This is a genomic window from Actinoplanes subglobosus (assembly GCF_042650585.1).
Taxonomy (GTDB): domain Bacteria; phylum Actinomycetota; class Actinomycetes; order Mycobacteriales; family Micromonosporaceae; genus Actinoplanes; species Actinoplanes subglobosus.
Genome location: NZ_JBHSBL010000025.1, coordinates 213,764 through 231,281, shown reverse-complemented (window position 1 = coordinate 231,281; position 17,518 = coordinate 213,764). Strand labels below are relative to the sequence as shown.

The following is a 17,518-nucleotide window of genomic DNA, read 5'->3' as shown; positions in this document are numbered from 1 at the left end:
CTGTTGGAGGGCGGTTCGGGTGCCCGGTCCGGTGTTGGGTGTGTTTGGCGTTCTGCTGGAGGGCGGTTCGGGTGCCCGGTCCGGCGTTGGTGCGCTCGGTGCCCTGTCCAAGGACGGCACGCGCACCCGGCCCGGCAACGGGTGTTCCAGACGGTCGTCGTCATGGGGGCGGTCCTTGACGAGTCGACCTGAACAGACAGGATGCGAGATTCACCGGGGACCGCCTGCCCCGACCTCTGAGTCTTTACCACCGGGGGTGATCGCGCGGGGCGTGGAACCTGCGTCATGCCGCGGTTGTCGCTGGTCGGGGTGACGAGGATGCCCGGGCATGTCACGACGCCTCACCATCGTGATGGGGAGTGCGGTTGTCGGGGCGCCCGCTTCCCGACGGCCCATCCGCAGCATCGCCGCCTCGACCCGGATCTGGTCCGCCGGGCAGTTTCCTGTGTCCACGGTCGGGATGGTGTCCACGGCGGGGGGTGGTGTCCACAGTCGGGATGGTGTCCACAGTCGGGATGGTGTCCACAGTCGGGATGGTGTCCACGGCGGGGGGTGGTGTCCACAGTCGGGATGGTGTCCACAGTCGGGATGGTGTCCACGGTTGGGATGGTGTCCGCAGCCGGGGTGATGTCCACGGTCAGGGTGGTTTTCCGGTCGGGGTCGCCCGTCAGTTGGGTCGGCGGTCGTCGAGGCGAGCCTCCGGCGGGGCCGTGAAATCGGCCTCGTCGGCCCCGGTGCGGTAATCGGTGAGCAGCATCTCCACCGGAGCGCCGTCGACGGTGCCGGTGAAGGCGGCGACAGTGCCCTCGACGGTGACGCACACCTCGAACCCCGTTCCCCCGCCGAACTTCAGGCACGAGGCGTAACGCCCGGCGATCGTGGTCTCCCGCGGGACGACCTCGATGCCGGGATCGACGGCGGCGATCTCCAGCATGTCGAGGATCGCGGCCGGCGTGATCAGCCCGGTCGAGGACGGGATCGTGTCGTCGCCGCCCGGTGACGTGGCGGTGCAGACGGCTCCGTCCCCGTCCCCGGCACATCGGGTCACGGCGTCGGGCGTGCTGATCAGGCTGCCGGACGGCCAGGCGTAGGCGACCCGGGACGGCGTCTGGGAGCGCACCACCCGGGCGGTGGCGCCACCGGCCAGGCGGTAGGTGGTGGTCCAGGTCAGGCCGTCGGCGGCGGCGACCCGGTCGGCGGCCTCGGAGACCAGCGCCTCGTCGGCGATCCCGGCCGCGCTGGCCTGGTCGAGCCCGGTGCAGCCGGTGAGGACCGCGAGGAGCAGCGCGGCCATCCCCAGCGAGCCGCCCCGCCGGCGGAGACGGGCAGCGGCGCGGACCAGCGGCTGGGTGCGGACCAGCGGCTGCGTGTGGACCAGCGGCTGGCTGCGGCCTGGCGGCTGGGTGTGGACCGGCGGTCGGGTGCGGACCGGCGGCCGGCGGGGGAGGCCGATGGCTTGGAGCAGGGGGTTGCCGGCGCGTCGGCGGTGCGGGGTGGCGGGCACGGAGACCACCCTGACGTACCCGCGCAACCCCGCGCAATCGAGTATCCGGCGACGTGTGTCGATGATTCGAGGGCTAATGGCACGACAATTAACCGGCCGTAGGTCACCCATTAACGGGGACCTGCGACCTCATTTCCATTCTTATTTCCGGATTCATCGAGCGGCCGGACCGGCGGCTTCCGCCAGTGCCTCCTCGGCCAGGGCGGCGGCCGCGGCGGCCTCACGTCGGGCCTGGGACTGGAGGCGCATCACGTACCGCCGGATGATCTTGGCCTGTCGCTCGTCCTGTTCGAAGATGGCGACCATCTCGGTGACCAGGGGCCCGCGGACCGGCACCTGCTGGCGGATCCGGGCGACCCGGTAGGCGATGGCCGGGAACTGGACGACCTCGTCACCGAGCTGGAGCCGGAGCAGCATCTCCTCACCGGGCCGCAGGTCGACGTCGCCGAAGTAGGCCCGCACGGAGCGTTCGCTGAGGTCGTGCACACGCCCGACGCGTTGTGGCTCGTCGGCCCGGACCAGCAGGATGCTCTCGCCTCCGCCGCCGCGCACGAAGTTGCGCAGCTGCTCGATCTCCGGATCGCCGAGCGTGGTGATGTCGATCCGGTTCTCGTCGGTCTTCCGCACGGTGCCCTGCTGCGAGTACCGGCCACGGGGGCCGGCCGGCCAGCGCAGGATCACCACGGATCCGACCTTGAGCGTGGCGTCGGCGAGCGGGAGAGACAGGGTCACGGTGGTCTCGGCGACCCGCACCACACGGACTTCCGTGAGGGTCTGGTCTCCGATGTCCAACTCGACACGCGACCCGTCGGCGGGAAACAGGCTACTGGTCATAGTGCTCATCGCTTCGGCAGGTACGCCGCAGGTTTGAGGCGATCCGGCGGGGGAGTTCACCGGCCGCGCGAACGCGTCATGGCCGGACTCGATACGCTCTGCGGTGTGGTCGGCCCGCAGGGTCGCGGACCGAAACTGTATTCGTACAAATGTTAGGGAGCGACACACCAATGGCCACCATTGAAGCAATCGTCGCCCGCGAGATCCTCGATTCCCGGGGCAACCCGACCGTTGAGGTCGAGGTCGGCCTGGACGACGGCTCGGTCGGCCGCGCGGCGGTGCCGTCCGGCGCCTCCACCGGTGCGTTCGAGGCGCTCGAGCTCCGCGACGGTGACAAGAGCCGCTACCTCGGCAAGGGTGTTCTCAAAGCGGTCGAGAACATCGAGGAGAAGCTGATCGACGAGCTGGTCGGCTACGAGGCCTCGGACCAGCGCCTGATCGACCAGAAGATGCTCGACCTCGACGGCACCGCCGACAAGTCGGAGCTGGGCGCCAACGCCATCCTCGGTGTCTCGCTCGCCGTCGCCAAGGCTGCCGCGGCCTCCGCCGAGCTGCCGCTGTTCCGCTACCTCGGCGGGCCGAACGCGTCACTGCTGCCGGTCCCGATGATGAACATCCTGAACGGTGGGTCGCACGCCGACTCCAACGTCGATGTCCAGGAGTTCATGATCGCCCCGATCGGCGCGCCGACCTTCCGCGAGGCGGTCCGGGCCGGTGCCGAGGTCTACCACGCGCTCAAGTCGGTGCTGAAGAAGAAGGGCCTGTCGACCGGTCTCGGTGACGAGGGTGGCTTCGCGCCCAACCTGCCGACCAACGCCGCGGCCCTGGACCTGATCGCCGAGGCCGTGCAGGCCGCCGGTTACACCCTGGGCAGCGACATCGTGCTGGCCATGGACGTCGCCGCGACCGAGTTCCACAAGGACGGGTCGTATGTCTTCGAGGGCTCCCCGAAGTCGACCGACGAGATGATCGCGTACTACGCCAAGCTGGCCGCCGAGTACCCGATCGTCTCCATCGAGGACCCGCTGGACGAGGAGGACTGGGCCGGCTGGGGCGCGCTGTCCGCGCAGATCGGCGACAAGGTCCAGATCGTCGGCGACGACCTGTTCGTCACCAACCCGCAGCGCCTGGCCCGCGGCATCGCCGAGGGCGCCGCGAACGCGCTGCTGGTCAAGGTGAACCAGATCGGCTCGCTCACCGAGACGCTGGACGCCGTGGACCTGGCCCACCGGGCCGGTTTCAAGACGATGATGAGCCACCGTTCCGGCGAGACCGAGGACGTCACCATCGCCGACCTGGCCGTCGCGGTCGGCTCCGGCCAGATCAAGACCGGCGCCCCGGCCCGGTCCGACCGGGTCGCGAAGTACAACCAGCTCCTGCGCATCGAGGAGCAGCTGGAGAACGCCGCCCGGTACGCCGGTGCGGGCGCGTTCCCGCGTTACCGCGTCGGCTGACAGCGGTACGGCGGATCATCGGGTTTGTGGCGCCCGCCTCCGGAGGCATAGGTTTCCAGGGGCGGGTGCCACGGCCACGGCTGACGGGAGGGGCGGAGATGACGGAACGCCGCACACCGAGCGGCCAGGGCCCGACCCGCCGCCGCACCGGAGCGGGTGGCCGGCCCTCTCCGTCGCGCACCAGGAATACCGGGCCGATCCGGGTGCCGTCGGCACGGCGTACACCTGCGGGATCCACCGGCGGCGCAGCCGCCGAGCGCACCGACGCTCCCCGGCCCCGCGCGCTGACCGGCCGGGCCACCGTCCTCATCGCGCTTGTCGTCGTCCTCGCCCTGGCCTACACGTACCCCCTCCGGGTGTACCTGGAGCAGGAGTCGCAGATCGCCCAGATGGAGGCGGCCGTCGCCGCCCAGCGGGACGAGATCGCCGACTCGGAGAAGCAGCTGGCGAAATGGAAGGACCCGGAGTATCTGCGTATTCAGGCTCTGGAGCGCTTCTCCTACGTCCGTCCCGGTGAGACGCCACTGCTGGTCGTGCCCAATGAGGGCGACGAGGCGGCCGCCGCACAGCAGACCCCGGCCGAGGCCCCCGACAGGTGGTACGACACGCTGTGGAGCAGCGTGCAAGCCGCCAACGCCGAGCCCTCCGATGTGAAACCCCAGGACTGATCCGGACTGATGGACGAACCAACACCCGCCGACCTCGACATCGTGGCGGCCCAGCTCGGCCGCCGCCCCCGCGGCACCCGGGCGATCGCGCACCGCTGCCCCTGCGGCAACCCCGACGTGGTGGAGACCTCACCGCGCCTGGACGACGGCACCCCGTTCCCGACCATGTATTACCTGACCTGCCCGCACGCCACCGCGGCGTGCAGCCGGCTGGAGTCGGCCGGTGTCATGCGGGACATGCAGGAGCGCCTCAGCACCGATCCCGAGCTGGCGAAGAAGTACGCGGCGGCCCACCAGGACTATCTGGAGCGGCGCACCGCGATCGAGGACGTGCCGGAGATCAAGGACGTGTCGGCCGGTGGCATGCCCGACCGGGTCAAGTGCCTGCACGTCCACCTCGGTCACGCGCTGGCCGCCGGGCGGGGCGTCAACCCGTTCGGTGACGAGGTCCGTGACGCGGTGGAGCCCTACTGGGCCGGTGGCCCGTGCGTGCGCCTGGCGGACGGCGAGTGAACGTCCGGCGGGCGCGGACCGGGGACGTCAAGGCGATCCGTTCCCTGGTGGACACGTACACGACCGATCGGCGGCTGCTCAGCAAGGCCACCGTCACCCTCTACGAGCAGGTTCAGGAGTTCTGGGTCGCGGAGGGGGCGGACGGCAGGGTGACCGGCTGCGGCGCGTTGCACGTCATGTGGGAGGACCTCGCGGAGATCCGCACGGTCGCGGTCGACCCGTCCCAGCGCGGCCGCAAGATCGGTCACCGCATCGTCTCGGCGCTCCTCGACCAGGCCCGTGAGCTGGGCGTGCGCCGGGTCTTCTGCCTCACCTTCGAGACCCGGTTCTTCGGGTCGTTCGGGTTCACCGAGATCGACGGGGCGGCGGTTCCGCACGGGGTCTACGAGCAGCTGCTGCGCTCCTATGACGAGGGTGTCGCCGAATTCCTGGACCTGGAACGGGTCAAACCGAACACGCTGGGGAACACGAGAATGCTCCTTCATCTATGAGCACCAGGGTCGCCGCCATCGACTGTGGGACCAACGCCATTCGTCTGCTGATCGCGGATGTGGCCGGGGACAAGCTGTCCGACGTGTCGCGGCGGATGGAGATCGTGCGGCTGGGGGAGGGCGTCGACCGGACCGGGATGCTCGCTCCGGCCGCGATCGAGCGCACCCGTAAGGCCCTGCTCGGCTACGCCGCGGAGATCGACGAGCTGGGCGTCACCCGGGTGCGGATGTGCGCCACGTCGGCCAGCCGCGACGCGTCGAACGCGCAGGACTTCCGGGACATGGTCCGTGGCGTGCTCGGCGTCGACCCGGAGGTGATCACCGGCGAGCAGGAGGCCGAGCTGTCCTTCCTGGGTGCGGTGAGCGGTCTGGACGCCGAGGGTCCCTACCTGGTCTACGACCTGGGCGGCGGTTCGACCGAGTTCGTCACCGGCACCACCGGCGTGGAGAAGTCGATCTCGATGAACATCGGCTGCGTCCGGATGACCGAGCGGCACCTGCACAGTGACCCACCGGCGGCGGCCGAGCTTGCGGCGGCGGAGGCGGACATCGTCGAGGCCGTCGACACGGCCCTGGCGGCCGTGTCCGGCGATGCGGCGAGGACGCTGGTCGGCCTGGCCGGGACGGTCACCACGGTTGCCGCTCTGGCTCACGACCTCGAGGTGTACGACTCCACGCGCATCCACCACAGCCGGATCGATGCCGCGACAGTCTCCCGGGTGACCGGCGAACTCCTGGCCATGACCGTCGCCGAGCGGCTGGCCCTGCCGGTGATGCACCCCGGCCGGGCCGACGTGATCGGCGCCGGTGCCCTGATCATGAAGGTGATCCAGGAGCGCTCCGGCCATGACTTCGTGATCGCCTCGGAGCACGACATCCTCGACGGCATCGCCTTCGGCCTGGCCTGATCTCCCTTTCCACAGGGTCCGGGTAGTGCGCTGTTGACGGTACTTCGGATTGCGCAGTAGTGTGCTCCGCGTGGATGCGACACAACTGCTCAAAGGGGTGCTCGATCTGGCCGTCCTGGCGGTTCTGCGCGACGAGGACGGCTACGGCTACGACATCCTGCGCCGCCTGCGCGCGGCCGGCCTGGAGGAGGTCGGCGACGCCTCGGTCTACGGCACGTTGCGCCGCCTCTTCAACAACGGCCTGCTGAACAGCTATGTGGTGCCCAGCGACGAGGGCCCGCACCGGAAGTATTACGCACTCAACGAGGCCGGCCGCGCCGAGCTGCAGAGCTCCGGCAAGGTGTGGCACGGCTTCGCGTCGATCATGGAAGATCTGCTTCGCGAGCGGGGGAAGGCGTGAACCTCACGGCACAGGACGAGATCGCCGTCTACGTCGAGGGCGTCCGGGAGGCGCTCGCCGGTCTGCCGGCAGCGACGCGTGACGAGCTGCTCGAGGATCTGCCGGAGCATCTGGCCGAGGTGCTGGCCGAGGGTGATGGCTCGCTCTACGAGCGGCTCGGTCCACCGGCGGCCTATGCGGCCGAGCTCAGCGCGAGCGCCGGGTTCTCCGCCGCCGCGCCACCCGAGGGGGAGCGGTCGCGGATCGCGGCGACCGCCGCCCGGCATCGCGCCCGCATCGACCAGGGGTTGCGGCGGGCCGACGCGCAGATCGGCCCGGTGCTCGGCTATGCCCGGGCCAGCGAGTTCCTGGCTCTGCTGCGGCCCGCCTGGTGGGTTCTGCGGGGCTATCTGGCGGCCATGGCCGTCGCGTTCCTGCTGCATGACCACAGCACGCCATTGGGCCTGCTTCCCCGGGCCGGCGGTGACGACCTGGCGGCGATCCTGCTGCTCGCCCTGGGGATCCTCGGCTCGATCTGGGTGGGCCGCCGTGCCCGGCCGACCGCCCGCTGGCCGAGGCGCCTGCAACGGTTCGGCACCGGTTTCCTGGTGCTCTTCGCAGTGATCGGCTTCTTCGAGGTCGACTCGGCGGCGCAGCGCGACTACTACTACCAGGTCGATTACAACCACTCCGATCCGAACCCGTACATGGGTGTCCGTGACGTCTTCGTCTACGACGGTCAGGGCCGGCTGCTGGAGGGTGTGCAGATCTACGACCAGGACGGGCAGCCGATCCGGCTCGGCGAGGCGGAGTGTTACGACGACAACGGCTATGTGGAGCCGATCCGCAATCCTGGATATCCCTACTGCCCGGGGCAGGCGCCGTTCCGTCCGGACGCCTCGGCCTCTCCAGGCCCCAGTGGGACATCCACGTTATCCACAAGTCCATCCACAGGGCCGTCGGCGGGTGCCGCAGAGACCCCATCGGCCCCACCTGTCGCACCCGTTCCCACCAGGTGACACGGCCGTTCATTGCGGCTCGGCCACGGTGACGAATCAGGCTGCAAAGGGGATCGCGCGTGAGCGACGACGATCGCTATCCTCGCGTGCCGGCCAGCTATGCCGGCCGTACCCCTGAAAGGAAAGCCCGATGACCGACCCGGTCGTGCCGCCGAACACCGGTGGCCAGTTCCCGCCTCCCAACGCGGGGCCCCAGGGTTTCCCGCCGCCGAACACCGGTGGCCAGTTCCCGCCGCCGAACGCGGGGGCCCCGGGCTTCCCGCCGCCGAACGCCGGAGCCCCGGGCTTCCCGCCGTCCGCCCCCGCGCCGTTCCCGGGCAGCGAGGGCAAACCGAAGGGGAAGTTCGCCAAGAAGGCGCTCAGCATCCTCGGCACCATCGTGATCGTCGGCATCATCGCGGCGATCAAGTTCGGTATCGGCTCGGCCCTCTCCGAGGACCCGACCAAGGACGCGAAGGCCGGCGACTGCATCGGTGTCTCGCAGGAGGTCAAGGAGACCACCACCGAGGTCGAGGCGAAGATCGTTGAGTGTTCCTCGTCCGACGCGAAGTACTCGGTGCTCGGCCGCGTCGAGGGCATCAAGGACGAGGAAAGCCCGGCCTGTGACGACATCATCAACACCGGCCTGAAGGAGGGCGAGGAGGGTGCCGTCATCGCCTCCCAGGAGGGCGACGGCTACCTGCTCTGCCTGAAGGTCCTCTGACCTTCACGGACGGTCTCCGGCCGGGTCGGTCACGGGCTTCGACACGAGGCCCGCGGCCGACCCGGTTGCGTTCCGTCGGGGGCGGGGATGCTGTGCTGGAGAGGTGCTCCCGTCCGGCGACTCCGCGCGTACCCCCGAAACGGTCGTCGCCCAAGCGGCCGCGGCGGCCTCGCTGACCGCGCTCGACGCCCACGTCGCGGACTGTTTCGCCTGCCCACGCCTGGTCTCCTGGCGTACCGACATCGCCGTGACGCGGCGGGCGTCGTTCCGTGACCAGGAGTATTGGGGCCGGCCGGTCCCCGGTTTCGGCCCGGCTGACGCCGAGATCGCGATCCTCGGCCTGGCACCGGCCGCGCACGGCGGCAACCGCACCGGCCGGATCTTCACCGGCGACCGGTCCGGTGACGTGCTCTTCGCCGCCCTGCACCGGGCCGGCCTCGCCAACCAGCCGACCAGCGTCTCTGCCGACGACGGCCTGGAGCTGCGGCACACCCGGATCTTCGCGGCGGTGCGCTGCGCCCCGCCGGACAACAAGCCGCTGCCGGAGGAACGCGACACGTGTGCGCCGTGGTTCCGCCGTGAGCTGCAGCTGATCCGGCCCACCCTGCGTGTGGTGGTCGCGCTCGGCGCTTTCGCCTGGGCCGCGTGGTGGCCGGCGATGACCGCGGCCTACGGTGTGCGGCCCCCCGTCCCGCGCCCGAAATTCGGGCACGGTGCCCAGGTCAGCGTGCCCGGCGCGCCGACTCTTCTGGGTTCCTTCCATGTCAGCCAGCAGAACACTTTCACCGGCCGGCTCACCCCCGTCATGCTCGACGCGGTGTTCGGCCGTGCGAAGGATCTGGCGGGCCTGGCATGATGCGAGCGCCGACAATCCTCGAGTCACGGATCTGAGCCCGCAATGGACTTCGCCGCACTGCGCCGATGGTGGCCACTGGCCGCTGTCCTCGGACTGCTCTTCGTGACCTCGCTCGCCGCGACCCGGTCGGCCCCCCAGCTGGACCAGATCGAGCCGGACGCGACGCCGACCAGGCCCCCGCTGCTGCCGCCCCGCCCGTCGGTGCAGCCGAGCGCTCAGGACGTGTCGATCCCGGAGCCGGCCCGTGTCCTGCCCGAATGGGTGGGCACCGCCACGTTGGTGGTCCTCATCGCCGCCGCCGTGCTGATGGTGATCGGTCTCACATGGGCGCTGGTCCGTGACCACATGCGCCGCCGCCCGCCCCGCAGCGGCAAGCATCAGCCCCGCCGGGCCCAGCGGACCGCCGACGATCTGGTCGCCGCCCTCGACGCCGGTCTGGAGGAGCTGTCCGACACCGACCGTGACCCGCGCCGGGCGGTGATCGCCTGCTGGGTCCGCCTGGAGGACGCGGCAGCCGCGGCCGGCACCCCCCGTCACCCGGGGGACAGCCCCACCGACTACGTCGGACGGTTGCTCGCCGAGCAGCGGGTCGACGCCGGCGTTCTCGCCGCGCTGCTGGAGGTCTACCGCGAGGCGCGTTACGCCACGCACACCGTCGACGACCAGATGCGCCAGCAGGCCCGGTCCGCCCTGGAGCGGCTGCGCGCCGACCTGGGCGCCGCCCGGAGCGGAGCGCCCGCATGAGCGACGGCGGCCTGGACGACCTCTTCGGCATGGCCGACAACCCGCGTTCGGCCGAGGAGACGGAGACCGTCGCCAAGCGACGCTCGACGCTCATCACGCTGGCCGGCAACGCGATCGTCATCGGCCTGGTCACCATCGTGATCACGGCCGGGCTCCGCGCGCTCGGCGTGACCATCTCGCTGCTGCTGCTGATCTCGCTGCTGATCGGCCTGCGGCTGGTCATCCTCGCGGTCACCTCGGTCGCCCCGCCGCCGTCACCCCGGCTGCGTTCCCGGATCGGCTCCGGCTCGCCACCGGCCGGTGACGCGCTGCGTGCCGCAGTCCGCCGCTGGGAGCAGAACCTGGACCGGGCACACTCGGACCCGGAACTCCATGCGCGTAACGTTCTGCCGGTGCTCGCGGAACTGACCGACGAACGTCTGCGCCTGCGGCACGGCATCACCCGGGCCAGTGACCCACGCCGGGCCCGGGAACTCCTCGGCGACGACCTGTGGTCGGCGCTGTCCGAGCCGGGCCGCCGAGCGCTCAAGGCCCGGGATGTCGAGACTTACCTAGACGCCATGGAACGACTGTGAGAAAGGTGCGCCGGTGACGCAGGCTCTTCCCCCGTATGAGGTCGGGCGGCTGGCCGGGGCGGTCCTCGACTCGGTCGGCTCGGTCGTCGTGGGCAAGCGGGACTCGCTGGAGCTGGTGCTGGCCGGGATCCTGGCCGGTGGCCACGTGCTGCTGGAGGACATGCCCGGTCTCGGCAAGACGCTGACCGCCCGGTCCTTCGCGCAGGCCCTGGGCCTCGACTTCCGCCGGCTCCAGTTCACCCCCGACCTGCTGCCCGCCGACGTCACCGGCTCCTTCCTCTACGACCAGCGCAAGGGTGACTTCGCGTTCCGCGCCGGGCCGGTCTTCACCAACATGCTGCTGGCCGACGAGATCAACCGGACGCCGCCGAAGACCCAGTCCGCTCTGCTCGAGGCGATGCAGGAGAAGCAGGTCTCGGTCGAGGGCGTCACCTACCGGCTGGACCCGCCGTTCCATGTGATCGCGACCGCCAACCCGATCGAGTACGAGGGCACCTACCCCCTCCCCGAGGCGCAACTGGACCGTTTCCTGCTGCGGGTGTCGTTCGGCTACCCGACGGCCGAGGAGGAGTGGGCGGTGCTCCAGCGCCGGATGGCCCGCCGGCAGGAGGAGGCCACGCTCAGCCCGGTCGTCGACGCGCGGACGCTGCAGCTGATGCAGGCCGCGCTCGAGTCGGTCGCCGTCGAGGACTCCATCGGGCGGTACATCGTGGCTCTCGCCTCGGCCACCCGCGAGCACGGCGCCGTGCTGGTCGGCTCCTCGCCCCGTGGCTCGCTCGCCCTGCTGCTGCTGTCCCGGGCCCGCGCCGTGATGGCCGGCCGTGACTACGTGGTGCCGGAGGACGTGAAGGACGTCGCGATCCCCGCGCTCGCCCACCGGATAACGCTGCGCCCGGAGATGTGGCTGCGCCAGGTCAACCCGTCCTTCGTGGTCCAGGAGGTGCTCACCGCGGTGCCCGCCCCGGCCAGCGGGGCGCTCCCGACGTACGCCCGGCATGACTGATCTGCTGCGCCTCCGGCCGGCCGTGCCCGCTCCGGGCACGGGCGAGTCGTCGTCCGGCCCGGTCTGGGCGCCCACCCGGGCACTCGGCCGGTCGGTCCTGCTCACCGGCCTGCTCCTGCTGCTCGGTGTGGCGCTGGGCCGGGTCGACCTGGTCCTGCTCGCGGCACCGTTCGCGATCGGCGCGGCGATCAACCTGCGCCGTACGCCGGTCGCCGCGCCCGAGATCACCATCAGTGCCGACGAGTCCCACCTGGTCGAGGGCGGTGAGGTGGAGGCCGGTCTGACCGTCGCCAACCCCGACGCGATCGACTACGACCTGGTCGTCGTCCGGACCCGGACCTCGCCCTGGCTGAAACTGGAGCATGCCGACCGGCCGTTCGCGATCACCGTGAGTGCCGACGGCTGGGCCGCGATCGACCTGCCCGGCGAGGCGTTGCGCTGGGGCCGGCAGGACGTCGGCCCGGCCGCGGCTCGCGCCGCCGCCTGTGGCGGCCTGCTGGCCTGCCGGCCGGTGGTCACCCCGGCACGGGGCGTGCGGGTCTATCCGATCACCGAGCCCTTCAAGGCGACCGAGGCGATGCCGGCCGCGGCGGGCCTGGTCGGGGCGCATCGCTCCCGGCGTCCGGGTGAGGGCGGAGAGCTCGCGGGGGTACGGCAGTTCGCGCCCGGCGACCGGCTACGACGCATCGACTGGCGCGTCTCGCTGCGTACCCGTGACCTGCACGTCGCCTCGACCCTGTCGGACCGTGACGCCGAGGTGCTCCTGCTGCTGGACGTACTCGGCGAGATCGGCCTCTCCGGCGGGGTCCGGGGTGGTTCGTCGGTGCTGGACACCACGGTCCGGGCGGCGGCCGCGATCGCCGAGCACTACCTGCACCGTGGCGACCGGGTCTCGCTGTTGGAGTACGGCTCGACCGCTCGCCGGCTGCGGCCCGGCTCCGGTCGCCGGCAGTACATGACGGTTCTGGAGTGGCTGCTCGACGTGCGGCCCGACCAGGCCGGGACCGAGCAGTTCGAGAACGTCGTCAGTGCCCATCACGTCTCCTCGTCCGCGCTGGTCGTGGTGCTCACCCCGCTCGTCGACCCGCGGGCCGCCGACATGCTCGCCCAGCTCACCCAGTCCGGCCGGTACGTGGTCGCGGTCGACACCCTGCCCGCGCAGGCAGCCCCGCCGGTGCGCAACCAGTGGACACCGGCCGCCACCCGGCTGTGGCGGATGGAGCGGGAGAACGTGCTGGGCCGCCTCCGCGAGCACGGCGTACCGGTGGTCACCTGGGCCGGGGCGGGCAGCCTCGACCTGGTGCTGCGCGACGTCGCCCGCCTGGCCTCGGCACCGAGGGGACGCTGACATGCGCAACGGGATGACCGCGCGGATCGCGCGATGGCGGACCGCGGCCGGCCGGGCCACCCCCGTGCCGTTCACCGTCCGTGGCGGCATCGCGCTCACCGGTCTGCTCGCCGTCGGGGTGGCCTGGCCGGCCGAGCTGCTGTCCAGCCCGCGCTTCATGCTGCCGGTGCTGATCGTCGCCCTCTGGCCGGCGATGGCCCCGCGAGGACGGGGCGGTTCGGCCGTCGCGCTCGCGGTGATCGCCGGATGGCTCGTCGACACCGCCGGTTACGGCTCGCCGGTCGAGCTGTGGCGGGTGCTGGCGCTGGCCACACTGCTCTATCTGGGGCACACCTTGACGGCTCTGGCGGCCGTTCTGCCGTACGACGCGATGGTGAATTTCGATGTCCCGGCCCTCTGGCTGGGCCGCGCCCTGCTGGTCGTCATCCTGTCGGCGGTGGTCATCATCCTGGCCCTCGGCCTGACCGCTGACCTGGGCGGGGACGCTTTCCAGTTGGCCACACTCGTCGGACTTGCCGGAGCTACGGCTGTGACAATGGTCCTAGCCCGTATGGCCCGACGCGGGTGAAATCTGAGTGTTTCGTCACTTGACTTGGGCCGTTGTGATCGTCACAGAACGGCGCATGAGGGGGCTCCCGCGCGCGACAATGGGGGCGTGAATCCGCCGCGCATAGTCGTCGTTGGAGCAGGTCACGTCGGGCTTTACGCCGCCCTCCGCCTGTCCAAGAAGCTGAACCGGAACCGGGCTGAGATCGTCGTCATTGACCCTGTTCCGCACATGACTTACCAGCCGTTCCTGCCTGAGGCAGCGGCCGGTAACATTTCGCCGCGACACGCTGTGGTGCCGCTGCGCCGGGAGCTGAAGAAGTGCCGCATCGTCTCCGGTGAGGTCACCAAGGTCGAGCACGCCCGCAAGACCGTCACGATCCAGCCGATCGACGGCCCGGCCTACGAGATGGAGTACGACCACATCATCGTGGCGCCCGGTTCCGTCTCGCGGACCCTGCCGATCCCCGGCCTGAGTGACCGTGGCATCGGCCTCAAGACCATCGGTGAGGCCATCTACCTGCGCAACCACATCCTCGACCGGCTGGATGTCGCCGCTGCGACGCCCGACGAGGACGTGCGCAAGGCTTCTCTCAACTTCGTCTTCGTCGGCGGTGGCTTCGCCGGCATCGAGGCGCTCGCCGAGATGCAGGACGTGGTGGCCGACGCCCTGAAGTACTACCCGGAGCTGGACCCCAAGGAGGTCCACTTCATCCTGGTCGAGGCGAGCAACCGGATCCTGCCGGAGGTCGGCCCCGAGATGGGCGCCTACACCGCCCGCCAGCTCGCCGGCCGCGGCGTCGACCTGCGCCTGAGCACCTTCCTCCAGTCGTGCGTCGACGGCCGGATCGTGCTGTCCGACGGTGACACCTTCCGCGCCGAGACCCTGGTCTGGACCGCCGGTGTGAAGCCGTCGCCGATGCTGGCCAACACCGACCTGCCGCTCGGTCCGAAGGGTCACGTCAACTGCCTGCCCACCCTCCAGGTCGCCGACCTGGAGACCAGTGAGGTGTGGGAGGGTGCCTGGTCCGCGGGTGACTGCGCCCAGGTTCCCGACCTGACCAACCCGGGTGGCTACTGCTCGCCGAGCGCGCAGCACGCCGTCCGGCAGGCCAAGGTGCTCGCCGACAACATCGCTCAGGTGGTCCTCGGCGGCGCGCCGAAGGAGTACCGGCACAAGCACGTCGGCGGCGTCGCCGGCCTCGGCATCAACAAGGGTGTCGCGCACGTCTACGGCATCAAGGTCAAGGGTTACCCGGCCTGGTTGATGCACCGCTTCTACCACGTCAGCCGGATCCCGTCGTTCAACCGCAAGGTGCGCGTGGTGGCCGACTGGGTGCTCGCGTTCGTGCTCAAGCGGGAGACCGTCGCCCTCGGCCAGCTGCACAGCCCGCGTGAGGAGTTCACCGAGGTGACGCCGCCGGTGGCCCTGCCCGCCGAGAAGAAGGTCGGCGCCGGGGCCCGCTGATCAGGCGAATGCCGTTTCCACTGCCTGGGCGGCACCAGCTACGGTGTTCGCAGGCCGCCCGGGTGGTGGAATGGCAGACACGGCCGCCTTAAAAGCGGCTGCCCCAAAAGGCGTGCGGGTTCGAGACCCGCCCCGGGCACCATCGGCATCGGTCGCGGCAGGTCCGCCGCGACCGTGATCGTTTTGGTATGTCCTCTGAGCTGCACCGAGATCCGCTTTTTCAGCCTGCTCACAGCTTTGGGGTGCGGCGCGAACGGCGGTCACCGCTTACCCTTGAACACAGGCATAGCGCCGCAACCTCAAGGGAGGCTGGAAACAGTGAAGACATCTAACCCGGTGCTCTCGCGCCTCGGCCAGGCGGCTGAGCGGGAGCGAGCGGCCGGGTACGGGCCATACGGGCCGGCCGCGCAGCCGGGTTACGGTCAGCCGGCTTACGGCGATCCCTATCCCACGGCAACGGGCTACCCCTCCGCTCCTCCGGCCGTCCAGCCGATGACCATCGACGACGTGGTCGTCAAGACGGTCACGGTGCTCGGCATCACCGGCGCCTCGGCGGTCGCCGCGTGGACCCTCATCCCCGACAGCCTGATGGGCCCGGCCTGGATCGGCGCCGCGCTGACCGGGCTCGTGCTCGGCCTGGTCATCTCGTTCATGCGGATGGCCAACCCCGCTCTCGTGATCGCTTACGCGGTCATCGAGGGTGTGTTCGTCGGCATGGTCAGCAAGTTCTTCGAGACGCTCTACGACGGCATCGTCCTCCAGGCCGCGACCGCCACATTCGGCGTCTTCTTCATCATGGGCGCGCTCTACAAGGCGCGCGTCATCAGGGCGACGCCGAAATTCGTCCGGGGCATGATCGCCGTGATGGCGGGTCTCTTCGCCGTCATGCTGATCAACTTCGTGCTGGCGATGTTCGACATCAACACCGGTCTGCGTGACGGCAGCCCGCTGGCCATCGGCTTCAGCCTGGTCTGCATCGTGGTCGCCTCGTTGAGCTTCATTCTGAACTTCAACGAGATCGAGGAGGGCGTGCGGATGGGTCTGCCGGCCCGCTACTCGTGGACCGCGGCATTCGGCATCCTGGTCGGTCTCGTCTGGCTCTACATCGAGATCCTGCGCTTGCTGAGCTACTTCCAAGGCGACGACTGACGGTTCGTCCGTCGTCACGAGCAACGCCCGGCCCGTCTCCCCACGGACCGGGCGTTGCCCCCGATCTCACCGAATGCCCGTCCGGCGCTCCAGCGCTGGGCGGGCATTCGCCGTCGACGCCCTTCTGCCGGTCTGGCACGCCCCATCACTCTTCCGGCCGCGTCAAAGCGGGTTCGCCTCCCGGACGATCAGTCCAGCCGCGCCCGAAGGCGTTCGCCTTCCCGACGGCCTTCCCGGCGCGCCGGGTATCGTCGCCGGGTGCCCGACTTCGCCACCTCCATCGAGCGTCTGCTGACCCAGATCCACCACTGGGACGAGCGGCGCTGGCGGTCGGCCTCCAGGGGCCAGCCCATCCCTGCCTCGCAGCCTGCTCCGCTCAAGGTTCCCGCGCCTTCCCCCGGCATCCCTGCACCTTCCACCGGCAAGCCCGCGCCTTCCCCCGGCGGTCCGGCACTTTCCACCGGCGTTTCCGTGTCCTCCACTGGTCTTCCCGCACCTTCCGCCGACGTTCTTGCTGCCTCTAGCGACAGCCCGGCGCTTTCCGCCAGCGATCCGGCGGCTTCTGCCGGCGGTCCGACGCCTTCTGCCAGCGGGCCGGCACCGCGGGCCGGCTCAGCAGGCTGGCCGGCACCGCAGGCCGGCTCAGCAGGCGGTCCGGCAGCGCGGGCCGGCTCAGCAGGCGGTCCGGCAGCGCGGGCCGGCTCCGCAGGCGGCCCCTCCTCACCGGCAGCGTCCGAAGGCATCGCCCTACCGCAGCCCGGGCCATCTCCGAAGGCTGAGGCCCACACCCGATCCCAGCTGATCCAGGGCTTGATCCAGTACCTCGCCGACCTGGGAGCCGAGGCCGAGGAACGCCCGAGCCGCCCGGTCCCGCACCTCCACGATCTGGTGCTCGGGGACCAACTGCGGGTCCTGGCCGACGACATCCTTGCCGCCACCCCACCCGCCGATCTGCTCGACCGCGCCACCACCGCGGTGGACGAGGCCCGCAAAAACCTCTGATCTGGTACGGCCGTCACAGCCCCACCCGACCACGCCGTCCCGGAGCTACCACGCGAGGTAGGCGCAACACCGGACCGATTCCGCGACCGCCGGGCTGACTCCGCCACTCACCGATTTCGACCTCTCCCCGAAAGCACCACGGACCAGCCGAAATCCGTCCCCGAGCGGACTGATCGCCATTGCCTACGCTGTCGACTCGTCCTTGCCGCCGAGCCTTGCCCGGCCGTGGAGTCCACTGGCCAAGATCGGCCGCCCGCCGCCCGCCGCCCGCCGCCCGCCGCCCGCCGCCCGCCGCCCGCCGCCCGCCGCCCGCCGCCCGCCGCCCGCCGCCCGCCGCCCGCCGCCCGCCGCCCG

19 protein-coding genes and 1 tRNA gene are annotated in these 17,518 nt (G+C 70.7%); 18 read left to right on the top strand and 2 right to left on the bottom strand.

Features of this window, described 5'->3' with window-relative positions; translation table 11 throughout:
- Positions 1-667: 667 nt before the first annotated feature.
- Together ACFO0C_RS38385 and ACFO0C_RS38380 are read right to left on the bottom strand one after the other, a co-directional pair.
- On the bottom strand, positions 668-1,504 hold the full coding sequence (locus ACFO0C_RS38385; RefSeq protein ID WP_378071702.1) for a hypothetical protein: 837 nt from the start codon (positions 1,502-1,504) through the stop codon (positions 668-670).
- Between the two features lie 153 nt (positions 1,505-1,657).
- Positions 1,658-2,338 (bottom strand): hypothetical protein, encoded by a 681-nt coding sequence (locus ACFO0C_RS38380; protein ID WP_378071701.1) that lies wholly within the window; start codon positions 2,336-2,338, stop codon positions 1,658-1,660.
- Between the two features lie 170 nt (positions 2,339-2,508).
- Between ACFO0C_RS38380 and eno the strand changes: the two genes are divergently transcribed.
- From eno to ACFO0C_RS38290, 18 genes are all read left to right on the top strand, one after another.
- Positions 2,509-3,792, top strand: a complete 1,284-nt coding sequence (gene eno / locus ACFO0C_RS38375; protein ID WP_378071700.1) for a phosphopyruvate hydratase — start codon at positions 2,509-2,511, stop codon at positions 3,790-3,792.
- Positions 3,793-3,890: 98 nt separating this feature from the next.
- The gene (locus ACFO0C_RS38370; protein WP_378071699.1) at positions 3,891-4,460 is read left to right on the top strand and encodes an FtsB family cell division protein; all 570 of its coding nucleotides are present in this window, start codon (positions 3,891-3,893) and stop codon (positions 4,458-4,460) included.
- Positions 4,461-4,469: 9 nt separating this feature from the next.
- A complete protein-coding gene (locus tag ACFO0C_RS38365; protein ID WP_378071698.1) occupies positions 4,470-4,973 on the top strand; it encodes a DUF501 domain-containing protein in 504 nt (167 codons plus the stop codon).
- The gene (locus tag ACFO0C_RS38360; protein WP_378071697.1) at positions 4,970-5,464 is read left to right on the top strand and encodes an amino-acid N-acetyltransferase; all 495 of its coding nucleotides are present in this window, start codon (positions 4,970-4,972) and stop codon (positions 5,462-5,464) included. Before ACFO0C_RS38365 ends, ACFO0C_RS38360 begins: the two co-directional genes overlap by 4 nt.
- Positions 5,461-6,372 (top strand): Ppx/GppA phosphatase family protein, encoded by a 912-nt coding sequence (locus ACFO0C_RS38355; protein WP_378071696.1) that lies wholly within the window; start codon positions 5,461-5,463, stop codon positions 6,370-6,372. Before ACFO0C_RS38360 ends, ACFO0C_RS38355 begins: the two co-directional genes overlap by 4 nt.
- 70 nt (positions 6,373-6,442) lie before the next feature.
- Positions 6,443-6,772, top strand: coding sequence for a PadR family transcriptional regulator (locus ACFO0C_RS38350; RefSeq protein ID WP_317788534.1), 330 nt, complete (start codon positions 6,443-6,445; stop codon positions 6,770-6,772).
- Positions 6,769-7,770: an HAAS signaling domain-containing protein gene (locus ACFO0C_RS38345; RefSeq protein ID WP_378071695.1), complete on the top strand. Its 1,002-nt coding sequence runs from the start codon at positions 6,769-6,771 to the stop codon at positions 7,768-7,770. Before ACFO0C_RS38350 ends, ACFO0C_RS38345 begins: the two co-directional genes overlap by 4 nt.
- A 130-nt stretch (positions 7,771-7,900) precedes the next feature.
- Positions 7,901-8,473: a DUF3824 domain-containing protein gene (locus ACFO0C_RS38340; protein WP_378071694.1), complete on the top strand. Its 573-nt coding sequence runs from the start codon at positions 7,901-7,903 to the stop codon at positions 8,471-8,473.
- 103 nt (positions 8,474-8,576) lie between these two features.
- Complete coding sequence (locus tag ACFO0C_RS38335) at positions 8,577-9,329, top strand: uracil-DNA glycosylase (protein WP_378071693.1); 753 nt, start codon at positions 8,577-8,579, stop codon at positions 9,327-9,329.
- 42 nt (positions 9,330-9,371) lie between these two features.
- Positions 9,372-10,073 (top strand): DUF4129 domain-containing protein, encoded by a 702-nt coding sequence (locus ACFO0C_RS38330; protein ID WP_378071692.1) that lies wholly within the window; start codon positions 9,372-9,374, stop codon positions 10,071-10,073.
- Positions 10,070-10,648 carry a hypothetical protein gene (locus tag ACFO0C_RS38325; RefSeq protein WP_378071691.1) on the top strand — a complete coding sequence of 193 codons (579 nt, stop codon included), beginning with the start codon at positions 10,070-10,072 and terminating at the stop codon, positions 10,646-10,648. The genes ACFO0C_RS38330 and ACFO0C_RS38325 overlap by 4 nt, the downstream gene beginning before the upstream one ends.
- A gap of 13 nt (positions 10,649-10,661) precedes the next feature.
- Positions 10,662-11,651: an AAA family ATPase gene (locus tag ACFO0C_RS38320; RefSeq protein WP_378071690.1), complete on the top strand. Its 990-nt coding sequence runs from the start codon at positions 10,662-10,664 to the stop codon at positions 11,649-11,651.
- On the top strand, positions 11,644-12,999 hold the full coding sequence (locus ACFO0C_RS38315) for a DUF58 domain-containing protein (protein WP_378071689.1): 1,356 nt from the start codon (positions 11,644-11,646) through the stop codon (positions 12,997-12,999). Before ACFO0C_RS38320 ends, ACFO0C_RS38315 begins: the two co-directional genes overlap by 8 nt.
- Before the next feature lies 1 nt (position 13,000).
- On the top strand, positions 13,001-13,567 hold the full coding sequence (locus ACFO0C_RS38310) for a hypothetical protein (protein WP_378071688.1): 567 nt from the start codon (positions 13,001-13,003) through the stop codon (positions 13,565-13,567).
- Positions 13,568-13,654: 87 nt separating this feature from the next.
- Entirely contained in the window at positions 13,655-15,013 is a 1,359-nt protein-coding gene (locus ACFO0C_RS38305) for an NAD(P)/FAD-dependent oxidoreductase (protein ID WP_378071687.1), read from the top strand.
- Positions 15,014-15,069: 56 nt separating this feature from the next.
- Positions 15,070-15,155 (top strand) — tRNA-Leu (locus tag ACFO0C_RS38300).
- Between the two features lie 176 nt (positions 15,156-15,331).
- The gene (locus ACFO0C_RS38295; RefSeq protein WP_378071686.1) at positions 15,332-16,162 is read left to right on the top strand and encodes a Bax inhibitor-1/YccA family protein; all 831 of its coding nucleotides are present in this window, start codon (positions 15,332-15,334) and stop codon (positions 16,160-16,162) included.
- 810 nt (positions 16,163-16,972) lie between these two features.
- Positions 16,973-17,164: a hypothetical protein gene (locus ACFO0C_RS38290; protein ID WP_378071685.1), complete on the top strand. Its 192-nt coding sequence runs from the start codon at positions 16,973-16,975 to the stop codon at positions 17,162-17,164.
- Positions 17,165-17,518 lie beyond the last annotated feature (354 nt).